This window comes from Mycobacterium sp. 94-17 (assembly GCF_035617725.1).
Taxonomy (GTDB): Bacteria; Actinomycetota; Actinomycetes; order Mycobacteriales; family Mycobacteriaceae; genus Mycobacterium.
In genome coordinates this window covers 61,943-76,233 of record NZ_JAPIYN010000008.1, presented here as the reverse complement: position 1 = coordinate 76,233, position 14,291 = coordinate 61,943, and the positions used below count along the sequence as shown (strand labels likewise).

Annotated in this window: 14 protein-coding genes and 1 pseudogene; 2 read left to right on the top strand and 13 right to left on the bottom strand. The window is 63.9% G+C overall.

The features are described from left to right. Positions 1-304: 304 nt before the first annotated feature. The 4 genes from OQ789_RS11740 to OQ789_RS11725 form a co-directional block, all read right to left on the bottom strand. Entirely contained in the window at positions 305-1,099 is a 795-nt protein-coding gene (locus OQ789_RS11740) for a crotonase/enoyl-CoA hydratase family protein (RefSeq protein ID WP_324685899.1), read from the bottom strand. A gap of 168 nt (positions 1,100-1,267) precedes the next feature. Continuing rightward, on the bottom strand, positions 1,268-2,482 hold the full coding sequence (locus OQ789_RS11735; protein WP_324685897.1) for a hypothetical protein: 1,215 nt from the start codon (positions 2,480-2,482) through the stop codon (positions 1,268-1,270). A gap of 48 nt (positions 2,483-2,530) precedes the next feature. After that, positions 2,531-4,033 (bottom strand): FAD-dependent oxidoreductase, encoded by a 1,503-nt coding sequence (locus tag OQ789_RS11730; RefSeq protein ID WP_324685895.1) that lies wholly within the window; start codon positions 4,031-4,033, stop codon positions 2,531-2,533. A 264-nt stretch (positions 4,034-4,297) separates the two neighbouring features. Next, positions 4,298-5,047 carry a MarR family transcriptional regulator gene (locus tag OQ789_RS11725; RefSeq protein ID WP_324685893.1) on the bottom strand — a complete coding sequence of 250 codons (750 nt, stop codon included), beginning with the start codon at positions 5,045-5,047 and terminating at the stop codon, positions 4,298-4,300. 92 nt (positions 5,048-5,139) lie between these two features. Between OQ789_RS11725 and OQ789_RS11720 the strand changes: the two genes are divergently transcribed. Then, positions 5,140-5,763, top strand: a complete 624-nt coding sequence (locus tag OQ789_RS11720) for a PaaI family thioesterase (protein WP_324685890.1) — start codon at positions 5,140-5,142, stop codon at positions 5,761-5,763. A gap of 89 nt (positions 5,764-5,852) precedes the next feature. Here OQ789_RS11720 and OQ789_RS11715 read toward each other — a convergent pair. The 9 genes and pseudogenes from OQ789_RS11715 to OQ789_RS11675 all read right to left on the bottom strand — a co-directional run. After that, positions 5,853-6,140 (bottom strand): annotated as a pseudogene (locus OQ789_RS11715) (acetyl-CoA C-acetyltransferase); the annotation flags it as partial. Positions 6,141-6,218: 78 nt separating this feature from the next. Further along, on the bottom strand, positions 6,219-7,154 hold the full coding sequence (locus OQ789_RS11710) for a cyclase family protein (RefSeq protein ID WP_324685888.1): 936 nt from the start codon (positions 7,152-7,154) through the stop codon (positions 6,219-6,221). After that, entirely contained in the window at positions 7,151-8,230 is a 1,080-nt protein-coding gene (locus tag OQ789_RS11705; RefSeq protein WP_324685887.1) for an Ldh family oxidoreductase, read from the bottom strand. Before OQ789_RS11705 ends, OQ789_RS11710 begins: the two co-directional genes overlap by 4 nt. A 61-nt stretch (positions 8,231-8,291) precedes the next feature. Next, on the bottom strand, positions 8,292-8,822 hold the full coding sequence (locus OQ789_RS11700; RefSeq protein ID WP_324685886.1) for a Rieske (2Fe-2S) protein: 531 nt from the start codon (positions 8,820-8,822) through the stop codon (positions 8,292-8,294). Further along, positions 8,822-9,622, bottom strand: coding sequence for an HpcH/HpaI aldolase family protein (locus tag OQ789_RS11695; RefSeq protein WP_324685885.1), 801 nt, complete (start codon positions 9,620-9,622; stop codon positions 8,822-8,824). The genes OQ789_RS11700 and OQ789_RS11695 overlap by 1 nt, the downstream gene beginning before the upstream one ends. Positions 9,623-9,627: 5 nt before the next feature. Next, positions 9,628-9,828 (bottom strand): ferredoxin, encoded by a 201-nt coding sequence (locus OQ789_RS11690; protein WP_324685884.1) that lies wholly within the window; start codon positions 9,826-9,828, stop codon positions 9,628-9,630. Then, on the bottom strand, positions 9,828-11,129 hold the full coding sequence (locus OQ789_RS11685) for an NADH-ubiquinone oxidoreductase-F iron-sulfur binding region domain-containing protein (RefSeq protein ID WP_420716105.1): 1,302 nt from the start codon (positions 11,127-11,129) through the stop codon (positions 9,828-9,830). The genes OQ789_RS11690 and OQ789_RS11685 overlap by 1 nt, the downstream gene beginning before the upstream one ends. Continuing rightward, positions 11,126-12,217: an amidohydrolase family protein gene (locus tag OQ789_RS11680; protein ID WP_324685882.1), complete on the bottom strand. Its 1,092-nt coding sequence runs from the start codon at positions 12,215-12,217 to the stop codon at positions 11,126-11,128. The genes OQ789_RS11685 and OQ789_RS11680 overlap by 4 nt, the downstream gene beginning before the upstream one ends. Further along, entirely contained in the window at positions 12,214-13,383 is a 1,170-nt protein-coding gene (locus OQ789_RS11675) for an amidohydrolase family protein (RefSeq protein WP_324685880.1), read from the bottom strand. The genes OQ789_RS11680 and OQ789_RS11675 overlap by 4 nt, the downstream gene beginning before the upstream one ends. Between OQ789_RS11675 and OQ789_RS11670 the strand changes: the two genes are divergently transcribed. Beyond that, the gene (locus tag OQ789_RS11670) at positions 13,369-14,142 is read left to right on the top strand and encodes a helix-turn-helix domain-containing protein (protein WP_324685879.1); all 774 of its coding nucleotides are present in this window, start codon (positions 13,369-13,371) and stop codon (positions 14,140-14,142) included. The genes OQ789_RS11675 and OQ789_RS11670 overlap by 15 nt on opposite strands. The last annotated feature ends 149 nt before the right edge of the window (positions 14,143-14,291 follow it).

The window sequence follows — 14,291 nt, the reverse complement described above, 5'->3', positions numbered from 1 at the left end:
CCGCGACGAGCGGCCAAAACCGCTGCCCCCGACCGCGCATCTATTAGTGGGAGCATGGGGGGATGGCCATACGTATATCACGAAGCGCCCGGTCACGGGAAGGTTTGCTCTCGCTGGACCTCTCGCATCCCGGGAGCCGTCGGAGTCACCGGCGCTACCGACCAACACGCAGATGGCCGAAGCTTGCTGTCAGTCGTACAAGTCGCCTCCACCTCGCGGCAGTCGAGCTGTGCTGAAAATTCTCAGGCTCCCAGCTCCAAGGGCGGCAACGACATAGAGCTGTGGTCGTGTGACATAACGTGATTCATCGGTTCTGGAACTGCGGCGTCCGCCTCTCCTTGAACGCCCGGGGACCCTCCTTGGCGTCCTCGCTGACGAAGACCTCGATGCCGTTCATCGTGTCGGGTGTGAACGCTTCGTTTTCATGCATGCATTCGGTTTCGCGAATCGTCTTGAGAATCTGCTTCACAGCGATCGGCCCGTTATTACCAATGACCTCAGCGATTTCCAGAGCCTTGGTCAAGGCGTGACCGTCGGGAACGACATGTCCGATCAGGCCGAACTCCTTGGCCTCCGCAGCCGAGATATGGCGACCCGTCAGCAATATCTCACAGGCGATCGTGTAGGGGATCTGACGGACGAGCCGCACCGCGGAGCCACCCATCGGGTAGAGACTCCACTTCGCCTCGGAGACACCGAATATCGCGCTCTCGCCGGCAACCCTGATATCGGTACCCTGCAAGATCTCGGTCCCGCCAGCCACCGCCGGGCCCTCAACCGCGGCGATCAACGGCTTGGTGAGCCGACGCCCTTTCAGAAGGCCGTCGATTCGCGTAGGGTCGAACGCGCCGCTGGAGAATTGGCTTCCCGGATCCTGCTTGATGAGGTTCTTCAGGTCTGCCCCTGCGCAGAAGTAGCCACCGGCCCCGGTCAGAACGCAGCTGCGGATGTCAGGGTCGTTGTCGACGCGGTCCCACGCGGCCACCATGATCTCCAACATCTCCGCCGTCAGCGCATTTCGCGCCTCGGGTCGATTCATCGTCACGATCAGAGTCGAGCCGCGCTGCTCGACCAGTGCGTGATCGGAACCGGTTTTCATTGACGTATCCGTCACAGTGCACGCCTCCATGTCATCGTCGACGCCCGTCGGCCGGGCCTATCCGAGCGCTTTAGATCATACAGCGATAGAAATATGTATGTTCGGGGGTTTGGACTCCGAGGATGAATCGATGCCAGTCGTTTTCTCGCAGGTGCCACGCTCGGACGCCTACACCGAGTCCGCGCCTGCCCGCCGTCGATCCTGATGGCTGCCCGATTTGGCAGCCGGCCGACCGCTTTTCCCCGCGGTCGCCCGTGACGCAGGCGATCTGGTCGCCGGAGTGTCGTTGCCCAGCGTGCCTACGTAAGCGCCGCAGGTGAGCAGCGCTGACGCCGCAAGATTGACCACACCAAAGGTCAGCGAGCCCGTCGGATCCCCGTGCGGGGTGACACCGTCTACTGCGGCAAGGTAGTCGGGCAGGGCGGCCACCCAGAACATGACTCCGAACACGAGGTAGATGCCGACGCACACGGCCGCGAAGTAGTCGCCGTGTGCTGAGTCGGGGACCAACGATGGGTCCTGTTTGCGTGCTCGATAGGTACCGACGAAGGCGTAGGCGCTGACCGACGCAGCCCCGACGACCAGGAGCCACGTCGCGATGAATCGTCCGGTTTGTGGGGACGTGCCGATCCCGAAGACCAGCGACAGCATGTTGTTGAGCAGCATCAGCGGCCACACACCCAAGCTGACGACAACGATGTCGCGCGCCAATTGCCACCCACGTCGGCGCGCCGGTTTGGCGAGCAGACGTGCTATGAACGCGATCGCGAACGGCATGAGCAACGAAAAGCCTTGCAAGCTGGCATACGGGACCACACCCAAAGATGGCTGCGAGGAAGGCAGTTCAGTGTTCCACACCCACCAGCGCCATTGCGGGCCGACCGTGTCGATGACTTCGAACAGGGCCAAGAACACAAACGCCACACACGTGCCACTCACGAATGCGTTGAACTTTTTGAAGATGCCGGTGCGCTGCACGATTACGTAGGCGATGTATCCGAACACCGGATACATCGCCACGATGTACAGCGGCAGACGGTTGTAGAGGAACTGCACGGAGAACTGCCCATGGACGAATACCAGGCCCATCTGCTTGTCCAGCCCGAACCAGTGGGGAAAGTACGTGATCGGCTCGACCAACAGCAATGCCAGGACAAGCGAACACCAGACAACAACATTCGACGAATCCCCCTGGCGTCGTTGCCATCGCAGGGCGTGAACAAGGCATGCGAGCGCCCCGGTCACCAAGAGCAGCTCGATGACCGGGAACGTCCAGTTCTGAAGTCCGAAGGGGTTGTGAAAGCTGATGAAGGGATTGCCGTCACAGCGAATGCCCTCAAGTGGTGCTGTGAGGCGGGCGAAGTCGGCGGTACATGTGTTCATTGATTACTCGACTCTCCTGGTGTCGCCGATGGACGCGGACAGCGAAGGTCATTGCAGAACAGACGCTTTACCCATCGCCTTGGCGCGCATCTCGGTGTAGTCGGTATCGGGTGGGGGCAATTCGGGCGCAACCGGCGGTGGGATCTTGCTCAACCCCAACGCATTTCGGATGCCATAGCGGGCGAGTCCGCCCAACACGCGTGGATTCTTGATCAAATCGAACACCGACTCCTGCAGGTTATAGACTCGGTCGAAATGCGTGTGAATCACCTCGTCCTCCCAACAGGCTTGCGAGACGAAATGAAATATCGGCCACGTGGTCTTGCGCATCAGCCTCTTCCGGAATCCGTCGGGGAGTGCCTCGCTTCCCGATGCCTGGGGATATCCGCCGTCGCGACTAAGCGCCAGAGCCCACGCTCCCTTCAGGAAACCGGCCTGCTCCGCGTAGAACGTCTTCGCGAACTGGGGTGAAGTCGGATCGATCCTGTCAAACAGCTTGCGGGCCATGACCGCAGCAGTCGCGGCACATGACATCCCTTGCCCATAGATCGGATTGAATGCGCATACGGCGTCACCGAGCGCGATGAACCCACGTGGCGGGTTGTCCAGGCGGTCGAATCTCCTCCAGATGTTGCGAGTCGATCGCGTGTGGTGCACCCCGCTGATCGGCTCCGATGCGGTGAGGAGTCGCGAGAATTCACGAGTGCGAGTCTTGGCCGCCGCGCTCTCGTAGGACTCGACGTCGGTGGGCATGCTCAACCCCCAGGAGCCCATCACCGCGATGAACGAGTCGTTCTCGATGGGAAACACTGAGCACAGGTACTGGTGGGGTTCGGGAGCGTCGGGATTGGGGTCCGGAAACGTGGTCAAGAAGCGATACCAGGGAAGATCCTGGGCTGGCCACTTGTACCAGCGCGACGAGTAGCTCACCTTGGCGTCGAGGGTCAGTTCCTCGGGTTCGGCGCCGAGCTCCTTCATCCAGGAGGCGGCCCGACTGCCTCTGCCCGCGGCATCAATGACGAAATCGGCGGCCAAAACGCGTGTCTGACCCTCGGCGTCGCGATAGGTCACACCGGTCACCACGTGCCCGTCCGAATCATGTTGGGCCAGCAGGCCATCCACCCGGGCGCCTTCGACGAGGGTGATAGCGGGGTCGGCGTCGACGAACGCTCGAATGGTCAGCTCGACCATCGGCCGGGAGGCGAAGTACATGCGCATGGGCGTCTGCGAGCGGGCCCCCCAGCCGTTGATCAGGCAGTTGGCGGCCTGCATACCGGGGTCGATTTCGCAGCCCCCGTTTTCCACGAGGCGGTCGGTGAAACCCGGGAAAAGGCTCTCGATCGCTTCTCGGCCCGCCGCCAGCAAGAAGTGGTTATGCCAGGCCTGCGGGGTGCCGCGCCGGCCCGCAGGCACCTGAGGTAACGAATCCGCTTCGAGAATAGTGACTTTGGCGTATCGCCCCTGCAACGCTCGCGCGGCGCACAGGCCACCGATGCTGGCGCCGATGACGACGGCTCGTCTCGCCCCGGCTGCTCCGCGGTTCACGGTCACGATCCCCTCCCCGGATGCGAATCAGATAACGCGGGCATTAATCAACACACTTGTCTGATTCTTTATAGCACGCGACGCGCCAATTGGACATACACGTTGTCCAACGTGTATGTCCGCTGGCTGAGTGGGTGATGACGGCGGATCCGCAGCAGGTGGCGCTCGTAGGCGGGGTCGACAAGACGCTCACCGCACGCCACCACCACCGTTGCGCATCGGGCGCAACGAGATCGCCGCACAACAGGTGGTTCGCACCTGTGCCCTGAGCTAGGTGTCGCGCTGGGCGGACTCCTCCGATCCCGTGCTTCGTCGCCGCCGGAGCTGCCCCTTTGGTCGCCGCACCCGCCGCACGGGATCTTGGCCTGTGCCGCTGGCGATCTCGTCGCGTAGCTGCTCGATGTTGGAGATCTCGGCGTAGAGGCCGCGTATCGAATAGTCCAGCACTGCAAACGAGAACCGGAGGTTCGTGTTCGATGCGATACCCACGTCACGCGATCGTTGACGTGTCCACAACGCTTCGTCGAGACGTGCGCGAGTTGCCTCGAGGTGGGCATCGAGGGCCTCGAGGATGCGGTCGGGCTCGCCCCCCTGGGCCAAGAAGGTGCGCAGAATCACGGGATGCTTGATGACGACCTGATCGGATCCGGGCAACTGCTGCACCCAACGCTTGAGCGCTTCAAGGCCAGCCTCGGTGGCCTCGTAGAGCGTCATTGTGCGCTTGCCAGACTGCGCGGTCGTTTCGGTGACCATATCGCGGGCCAAGAGCCGTGTCAGTTCACGCCGGACATGGCTGACCGACGGCGACCAGTAAAAATGCCCGACGGACAACTCCGCACGGAGTTTGATTTCGCCGGCGGTGAGCTGTTCGTCGTTGGTCGCAAGCACCCCGAGCACCAGATACGCGGTGATGGGTAGACCATTCACGGCCCGACCGTTGCTCACGATGACACTTTCTCTTCCGACGGCTCGGCAACCGCCCGGACACAAGCAGGGCAACGCGTCGGTAGCGGCGAGCATGCCTTGACAACCGGTCCGAGCCGATCATACGGTCAAATTCTCCCGTATGACCGAGTGTGGTGCCCTCGCCCCCGAGACGAACGCGGAATCACGTGCCGGATAACGACTGTCTCCAGCCCGATTGGGAGGCTGTCGAGCCGGCCTACGCATCAATGGCCGATGCGGCGCGGCGGCTGATCGATGCGATCGTGTGGACGGAAGTCGACGCCGCCACCGCCGCGACAGTCACGGATGCGCTCGACTCAGCCACAGCACGCCTGCGTGCGCACACGATGCCCCAGACCTTCGGACTTCGTCGCACGCTAGACGGCGAACTGGTGGCGTGGACCAACGCTGTGATCGGTGAACGCAACCCGATCGCCCCACCCATTGTCATCCGCAGTGGCGCTGACAGCCGAGTCTGGGCTGATGTCGAACTGGGCGCGGCGTACGAAGGTTCCACCGGTCTGGTACACGGCGGCGTTTGCGCTCTGATCCTCGACCACCTTCTCGGCTCGGCGGCGCGGCAGTCCGGACAGCCCGCCGTCACCGGCACCCTGACCGTGCGTTACGTGCGCCCGACCCGGCTTGGGATGTTGCACGCCGAGGCTCACGTCGACCGCATCGACGGGGCGAAGATGTTCGTCGTCGGACTCATCTCGGACCGCGACAACGCCACTACGGTGCAAGCCGACGGCGTATTCGTCATCCCGAAGAGTGCTACAGCAGCTCAATGATCGTGGCGTTGGCCTGGCCGCCACCCTCCCGCATCGTCTGCAGACCGTACTGAATTCCCTTGTCGCGCATGGGGTAGAGCATCGTGGTCAATCGACTCGACGCCGCCTGCCACGACCACGTCGTAGTGCCCGGCCACCACGCCGGCCACCGCGAAATGAATCGACTGCTGACTCGACCCGCACCGCCGGTCGACGGTCACACCGGCGACGCTTTCCGGCCAGCCCGCAGCCAACACAGCGGTGCGCGCGATGTCCATCGACTGATCGTTGGCCTGAGTGACGCAACCCCAGATCACATCGTCGACGATCCCGGGGTCGATGCCCGTGCGCTGGACCAATCCGTTGCGCACCTGCGCGGACAACGAGCCCGGATGCATACCCGCGAGCCCACTATTGCGCTAACCGATCGGCGACCGCACGGCCTCGACAACGACCGCCTCAGCCACGCCGGCTCCTCACAAGATCGCCAACGCGTTCGCGGTGGAGCCGACGGCGCCCGGCGCATTCAACGGCGCTGCGACGAAAAGGAATTCGTAGCGCTGCTCTGCCGCGCACGCCTCGGCGAGTTCATCGACGAGCCAATACTCACCCAAGGGGATCCCGAGACGGCCCAGCAGATGGAAATGCAGCATATCCATCGTCTTCGGCGGCCAGGCCTCCACCGTCGGATTGTCGCTTCCGACGGCGGCCACACCCCAGTCCCAGATGCGTGCCGCCATCTCCGCCGACGCCTCCAGCCCGACGCAGTGCGGGCCCTTCTCCACCTTTGCCAGCTCGATGCGGCCCTGCTTGTCGAGCGCCTTGTAGCCGGTTTGCCAGCCGGTGCGCACAGCCAGGATGGTGCCCTCATCGGGAGTGACGCCCTGATCGGCAGCGCACCGCTCCAGCTCGTCGACCGAAATCTCGTTGGTCTCGCACCACACGTTCGGCGCGCCGACCTTCTCGCGATACCGCGCCACGTCGAGCAACACACCGCGTCCGACGATCCCGCGCTCGGCCCAGGCGGCGATGCCGACGTCGTCGCCGATGTTGTTGTAGAACTTATTGGTCATTGGGTCACCACCGTGCAGGAAGCCGTCCCATTGCGATCCGCCTTGCGGGTAGAACCCGTCGTAGTACTCGTCGCGAATCACCTCGGCGTACTTCGTCACATGATGCTGTGGCGGTTTCCGCGCCTCCAGGCCGAACGGACTTGGATTCGGCCAGTCCAGGATCGAGCCGTTGAGGTTGATCACGCGACCGGTCTGCACCAGCCGGGCGGCGGCCAAGACCCGTTCCGGGGTGAGCGTGTTCAGCCTGCCGAGCAGGTCGTCGTCACCGAACACCCCGGCCGCATTCCCGTTCGGAAGTTCCGCCCATGCGGGCGTCGTCCCCACGTCAGCGCGGGTCATGAGCGCACCGCCCTCTCCAAATCGTCTCGCCGGCCCACACTTTCAGCGAACGTCGCCAGCGGCTCCCAGATGCTGGGATCCAACGCCAACCCGTTCTCGGCGGCTTCCCGTTCCCGTCGTGCCTCGATGTCGCCCGGCAACATCACACTCGCCCCAGGCGCAGTGGGTGCGTCGTCGACCTCGCGGCGCAGCTGACTCAGCCGTTCGCGGAACGTCTCCACCGAAAGGAACGAAGCGATGTCGATCGCCAGCACCCAGGCTCCTGCGCCACTTGGCTTGTCTGGATCGAAGTTGTGGATCCGGCATTCCTGTGTGATGCCCGCGCCTGCGAGAACCCCCGCCAGGACCTCGACGAGGACCGCCAGCCCCCAGCCCTTATGGTCGCCGATCGGCAGCAGCGCGCCACCGGTGGCCAGCACGCTGGGGTCACTGGTCGGATTCCCGTCCGGACCGACCATCCAGTTGCCCGGGATCGGCTCGCCGCGGGTCGCCAGCTGCATGATCTTGGTGCCCGCTCCGCGGCTGAGCGCCATATCAAGCACGACGGGACCCCTGCCGTCGGGATCCGGGGCCGCCCACGACGTCGGCTGGTTGGAGATGAGCCGAGCCCCGGCACCCGGTGGCGCCATGATCGGTCCGCCGTTTGCCGCGGCAAGGGCGACGAAGCCCTGCTCGGCCAGCCGGAGCGTGTAATACCCCGCAGCTCCGAAGTGGTTGGTGTTGCGGATCAGCACCAACGCCACGCCGTTGGCGCGGGCCTTTTCCGCAGCGATGTCACATGCGCGCACCGTCGCCACCGATCCGAGCGCCGCGTCAGCATCAAGCACCGCGCTCGCCGTGGTCTCTTGCACCACCTGAAGATTCGGTGTCGGGTTGATGCCCCCGGCCTGCAGCATCTTGGCGTACGTCGGCAGATAGTAGATCCCGTGTGTATGTGTGCCACGGAGGTCGGTGCGCACCATCGCCTCCGCGGCGATCTGCGCGTGCTCGGGTGGACAGCCGAGATCGGTGAGCACAGACACCGCGAAATCTCTGAGCTTGTCGGGCTCGACCAGCGTTAGGCTCGCGACGGTCATCGGACCCCCATGTTGTCGTCGGTCATTTTCTTCTCCTGTTTAGGTTGAGAGGTAAGATTTCTCAGCGCCGGCGCATTACGACGACCAAGTACTCGTCGTCGATTTCGACCTTGACCACCTCGGCGATGAAGGGGCCCTTCACCAGTCCCGGGCCGCCGTAGCTTCCCTGGATCGTCGCGGAGACTCCGGCGTCGAGTTCCTCTTGTACCTGGGTGCCGCGCTCGACTTCGGTCGGAATAACGCGGGTACGCGTGCGCTGCGGGTCGAGATAGGACTGGCCTGTCGCCAAGTCGAATTCCCAGCCATGCCACGGGCAGGCTATGAACTTGCGGCTCTCATCGAGCCGATACTCACCGGGGCGGTCGGACTCTAGCAGCGACAGAATCTCGCCCCGACAGAGATCACCGCCCAAGTGTGGACAGTGGTTCAGAAGGGCGTGAAACCGACCATTTTCATTGAAGATTCCGATCTCGCGGCCGTTCACCTCGACGAGGATGCGGCTGCCGGGCGGCACGTCGGACACCCGCGCCACCACGGCGCGCTCCAACGGCTTGGCGACCGGGGCCGGCTGCTGCGCCTTGGGAGTGCTCATCATCCATCTCCTACTGCCCGGCGAGATTTGGCCAGATCGACGCAACTCTGGCGGGCTTTGTGCGCGGCGGCGCTCATCCACACCCACTCCGGTCCCACGCTGAACCAGTCGACACCCCAATCCAGTAGACGCTCGGCGGACGCCTCACCACCGGGCAAACCGACCTGCGCCGGATAGCCCACCTTGACGCCATGGTCGTGGGCAACTTCGATGATGCGGCGGTGGCGTTTTTCGGCGACTGGATCCGAGAAGTCCATCGACGGAATCTCGCCGAACGCGAACGCAAGGTCCGCCGGTCCCGGGTAGATGGCGTCGAGACCCGGTACCGCGGCGATCTCCTCGACGTTTTCGTAGCCGGCGACTGTTTCAATCTGGACGATGGTCATGGCGACGTTGTTCGCAGCGCCGATATAGCCCGACGTGAGACCCGCGCGCACGGGTCCCATGCTGCGGATGCCGGCGGGCGGATAGCGGCACGCAGCAACGAAGTCCGCAGTGTCCTCGGCGGTGTCGATCATCGGGCAGACCACGCCGTAGCAGCCGGCGTCCAGCGCCTTCATCACGCCGGCGGGATCAGCGGAGGGAACCCGCACCATCGGAGTCGCGCCGGTGCCCGACAACGCCGTGAACTGGCCGTACATCGTCTGGTAATCCGACACGCCGTGCTGAAGGTCGATGACCACCGAATCAAACCCGACCGAGCCGAAAAGTTCGGCGAACAGTGCGCTGTTCGACCCCATCCACACCTGGGTCGGGAATTGGCGTTCATCGAGAAGTTTCTTGAAGCGGTTCTCTGCCATGGTATTCACTCCGTTCCGCCGGTAATGGTGATGGCGACGCGTGGACATGCCGCCACAGATTCGCGTGCCAGATCGACTTGGTCTTCGGGAATATCGTCGGGCACCACAACGGCGAATCCCCATTCGTCGAGCTCGAACAGCTTGGGCGCTATCCCGGCACAGGTTCCGTATCCGTCGCATTTAGTGGCATCGACGTGAAGTTTCATCACAGTGCTTCCTTCGTCATCTCATTGGCGTCCACCCGGAAGCGGGTGAACCCCGCCTTTACGTCGGGCATCAAGACCGCGCAGCGTGCGCACGGTCCGCGGCGATGCTCATCGACAGTGTCAGGAAATTCGCGAAGAAGACTGGCGGCGACGTAGGCTGCGCCGTCCAGCAGTCCGCATGCTCCACGGCGCAGCAGACGAGTCGACCAGTTGCTCAGCTTGTCCAGCTGCTCATCGGTGGCCTCGCCGCGGCCCAGGGCCGCGGCCACGTCGCTCATCGCCGCCGTTCCCCTGATGCAGGCGCCGCATTGTTGGGCGCTCGAGCCGGCGAGGTAGGCCATGACATCGGCGATCGCGGCGACGACACAATCATCGGGGCCGATGACCACCACGGCCCCGCAACCCAAGCCGCTGCCAAGCGCGCGCAGCTCGTCGTAGCACAGTTGCGTGTCCAGTGCGTGCGGGCCGAGGGCTCCGGCGAAGAATCCGCCCATCAGAAACGCGCGCGGCTCACCGTCGGCGCCGCCGGCCTGATCGAGCGCTTCACCCAGCGAAATGCCCAGCGGGACTTCGTAAAGACCCGGTCTTCGACACGCCCCCGACACCGTCATCAGGAAGGTCCCCGGTGAACTGGGGGTCCCCACCGCGCGGAACATATCGGCGCCGTGGCGTGCGATCCAGGACACGTGCGCCAGCGTCTCGACGTTGGACACCAACGTCGGCCGATCGTCGACGCCGGATTCGAACGGCCTCGGTGGTTTGTCGACGGGCAGCGCGGGGCCACCGTTGATGGCGCGGACCGCCGAGGTCTCCTCGCCGGCGACATAGCTGGCATCCACAATGAATAGCTCTGTGCTACAAGCTTTATCGCCCAGCTCAGCCAGCGCTGTGCGGATGCTTTGGGCCGCCTCGCCGTCGGAGACGTAGACCACGCTACGTTCGGCGGACATCGCATCCGCTACACGTAACAATCCGTCAAGCACCAGATGGGGGCGACGGCGCAGCAGCCAGCGATCCTTCACCGACGCCGGCTCCCCCTCCTCACCGTTGGCGACGACCACACAAGGGTTGCCCGACCCGCTCACGGCATTGATCTTGCGCGCCAACGGAAATGCCGCGCCCCCACGCCCGACCAACCCCGCACTGTCGATGGCAGCAAGCAGGTCAGCGCCCCTCAGGCCGTCCGACAAACCTTCCGCCGCAACGTATTGGTCCAGGGACTCACGTTCCGCTCCGGGTCGCAACAGGCGCGATTGAATTCGTGGCACCGACTCGAGAGTGAGATCCACACGCGTGCTCAGATCCGATACCATTCGCGCGCCGAGTCGTACATGACCTTGGCGCGCATCGACTCCGGAAGTGCCGTGATGAATGCGCCGAGGTCCCCGTCGTGCGTGTGCGGATAGTCGGTGCCGAACATCAGAAGGTCCTCTGAGCCCAGCCACTGCAGCAGGAACGGCAGTTCTTCGAGCGGACCCAGATCCAACGGTGCGATGGAGAACCGCATGTGCTCACGCACCAGAGACGTTGGTGACTTTGTCAGCCAGGGGATTTCGCGGCGCAAACCCTTCCACTCCTTGTCCATCCGCCAGGACCAGATCGGCACGAAAGCAAATCCCGCTTCCATGACCGCTACCCGGAGGTCGGGGAAGGACTGGAATACGCCCTCGCCGATCAGGCTGGTGATCTGCGCGGTGTACACCTGCATCTCGGCAGCGTGCTCTTCGACGTAATACGACGGCCAGCCAGTCGGCGAGGGCGCGCCGTTGGTGATGCCGCCCCAGTGCAGGCCCATCACAAGGTCGTGTCGCACCATCGCGTCGAATACGGGATGGAAGACCCGCTGGCCGTAGAGGCGATCGCTGCGCACCGGCATGTTCACCTGAACGAAGCCGGGATGGTCGCCGACGCGGTCGATCTCGCGGGCCATGTCATCGGGGTAGCGGGCCGGTACGACGATGGAGGCACGCAGCCGCGAATCCTTCTCCAGCCACTCGGCGATGAGCCAGTCGTTGACCGCCGATGCCAGCGCCGCGGCGAAATCGGGATGTCGGATCGAGTCGACACCGTAATAGCACGTCAGAACCGCTGCCGTGACGTCCCACGGTTCCAGGATGTGCTCCCGCACCAGACTTAGATCCGAGGCGGGTTTGCGCCCGTCGTCGGGTTTCCACTGCGGCCGCGCCGAAATGGGCAATCCGGGGGCGTACACCGTCTGCTGTACGGCGGGTTGTGACCAGCCGCGGTCACGGATGTACTGCCGCCAGATCGGTGACAGATAGGGCATCAAGGTGTCGACAGAGCCGACGTTGGCGTGCACGTCGGCGTCGATGATTCGCCCGGGCCAGATCTCGTTCCGGGTCATGCCTTCCAGTAGCGCGCTGGTCATCGGGCGGACTCGGCGACCGGTGACGAGCCCACTGCGCTGGGCAGCGGGATGTTGTAGAGCTCACTGGCGATTCCGGCGAGAATCTTGGCTTTCGTCTCGTGCGGCACGCTGGCGGGCACGGCTTCTTGAGGCGAATCGAAATCCCAGTGCGGATAGTCCGAGGAGAACATCAGCCGGTCGCCGATGCCGAAACGATCGCAGTACGCCAAGACGTCGTCGAACCAGCGCGGATCCTCCGGTTCCTCCATCGGCTGGGTGGAGTACCAGAAATGCTCTTGCAGATACTCCGAGGGCAGCTTCGTCAGATGCGGCACCTCTTTGTGCATCACCCGGTAGGAGGCGTCCAACCGCCACGCGAATGCAGGCACCCATGACCATCCGAGTTCGATGAGCACCACCTTGAGCTTCGGGAACCGCTCGAAGACACCCTCGAAGATCATGCTGGGCACGAGGCTGAAGTTCTGTTGGGCGAATCCCACATGATCCTCGAAGTAGTAGCTGGGCCACCCGCATGCGGTCACCTGGCTACTGCGCGTGGCGCCGACGTGAAACGCCACCGGGATGTCGAAGTGCTCAGCGGCCTCGAAGATCGGCCAGTAACGAGGGTTGCCGATCGGTCGATCCGTGCGGGACGGGAGTCCGATGTGGGCCCACTGCACGCCGTCGGCCTTCTCTCCAGCGCACCGCGCAATCTCGGCGGCGGCGTGCTCTGGCTGTTCGACGGGGACCGAGACTGCGCCGTGCCAGCGTTTGTCGACGGCGAGCCAGTGATCGCGCATCTGCTCGTTGACCGCACGCTGGTACTCGCGGCCCAGCTCGGCAGGTTCCCAGCCGCCCAGGTCGACCGACAACGGATTGAGCATCGCCGCGGTCAGGTCGTAGAAATCCAGGTGCTGCTCGCGAGCGAATTCCTCGTCGCTTCCCGGCGGCATACCGTTGGGCGGTACCGTGTCCAGCCGGTGCGCGAAAGCCCGCTGCCTGGGCAACTGGCCCGCGACCGACGTCCCGGCGCGCATGCCGACTTGACTGAGCCATTCCCGCCACCGTTGAGACAGGTACTTGAACAGGTGCAGATAGGAGACGCCCGCATGCGTGTCGACATCGATCACAGGTAGCCCGGCTCGGGTACCCGGCAGGGGGCGGGACACCAATTGTGCCTGAGTCATGGTTGTGGCTCCCTCTACGATGGGCCAGAAGCGGTCGCGGCGCACGGGTGTGGGCTGCACGGCCTTCGATATTTCGAATACAGTTACAGTATGACGGAGGCCGCATTCGATATGCAAGATGCCAATGTGCGAGATATCGTTGGCGGCCGTCGCGGCGGGCGCCGGGCCGAGCAGGCGCCCAACGCGCCGGCCGATCCCTCGCCGCAGGAGCTCATCAGCCTCGGCCGCAAGCTGCAGGCCATGCGTCAGCAGTGCGGCTTTTCGCTGGCCACAGCCAGTGAAGCCGCCGGTATATCGCCCTCTTTTCTGTCCCATGTCGAGAACGGCAAGGGCGACATCACGTTCCTCAAGCTCGCGCGCCTGGTCGAGGTCTACGGCGGCTCGATCCACGACCTCATCCCGCAGAATCCGCCGTCGCCGGCCGGGCGCAGCCGTGTTGTACGAGGCGACCGTCTTCCGGCGCTGCGCGAGTCAGGCAACCAGGCCGCGATGTCGTTGCTGGCACCTGACGGCCATTTGGCGATTCGGCCGATTCGGACCGTCATGCGGCCTGGATTCGAAGAGTATGTCGCCGGAACGCAGGCCGAGCAGTTCATGTACGTGTTGGCCGGTATGGTGGAGTTCGAATTTCCGGACGAGACTTGTGTGCTCAAGCGCGGTGACGCGATTTACGTGATGGTCGACGAGGGCTACACAATCAGGATCAAGGGTCGCTCCGAAGCCGTGGTGTTGAACTGCACGGTGCCACTGAAGCCGTAAGAGGCCGTAATAAGTAGATCATACAGCTGAGTTGACCTGTATGATCAGCACTCATGGCGCAACCCCGGTCAAGCGGTAGGCGTTGACGAAATCAACGTGCGCAGATGGTCCGGTCGAGCATCGCGGCGAGGACCATCGCCGAGCTGATT

Coding starts and splice junctions, on each gene's coding strand:
- OQ789_RS11710 (WP_324685888.1), bottom strand. CDS start 7,154: ATGACCCGCGCTGACGTGGGGACGACGCCCGCATGGGCGGAACTTCCG.
- OQ789_RS11740 (WP_324685899.1), bottom strand. CDS start 1,099: ATGAAAACCGGTTCCGATCACGCACTGGTCGAGCAGCGCGGCTCGACT.
- OQ789_RS11680 (WP_324685882.1), bottom strand. CDS start 12,217: ATGACCAGCGCGCTACTGGAAGGCATGACCCGGAACGAGATCTGGCCC.
- OQ789_RS11695 (WP_324685885.1), bottom strand. CDS start 9,622: ATGGCAGAGAACCGCTTCAAGAAACTTCTCGATGAACGCCAATTCCCG.
- OQ789_RS11705 (WP_324685887.1), bottom strand. CDS start 8,230: ATGACCGTCGCGAGCCTAACGCTGGTCGAGCCCGACAAGCTCAGAGAT.
- OQ789_RS11735 (WP_324685897.1), bottom strand. CDS start 2,482: ATGAACACATGTACCGCCGACTTCGCCCGCCTCACAGCACCACTTGAG.
- OQ789_RS11700 (WP_324685886.1), bottom strand. CDS start 8,822: ATGAGCACTCCCAAGGCGCAGCAGCCGGCCCCGGTCGCCAAGCCGTTG.
- OQ789_RS11690 (WP_324685884.1), bottom strand. CDS start 9,828: ATGAAACTTCACGTCGATGCCACTAAATGCGACGGATACGGAACCTGT.
- OQ789_RS11725 (WP_324685893.1), bottom strand. CDS start 5,047: ATGCTCGCCGCTACCGACGCGTTGCCCTGCTTGTGTCCGGGCGGTTGC.
- OQ789_RS11675 (WP_324685880.1), bottom strand. CDS start 13,383: ATGACTCAGGCACAATTGGTGTCCCGCCCCCTGCCGGGTACCCGAGCC.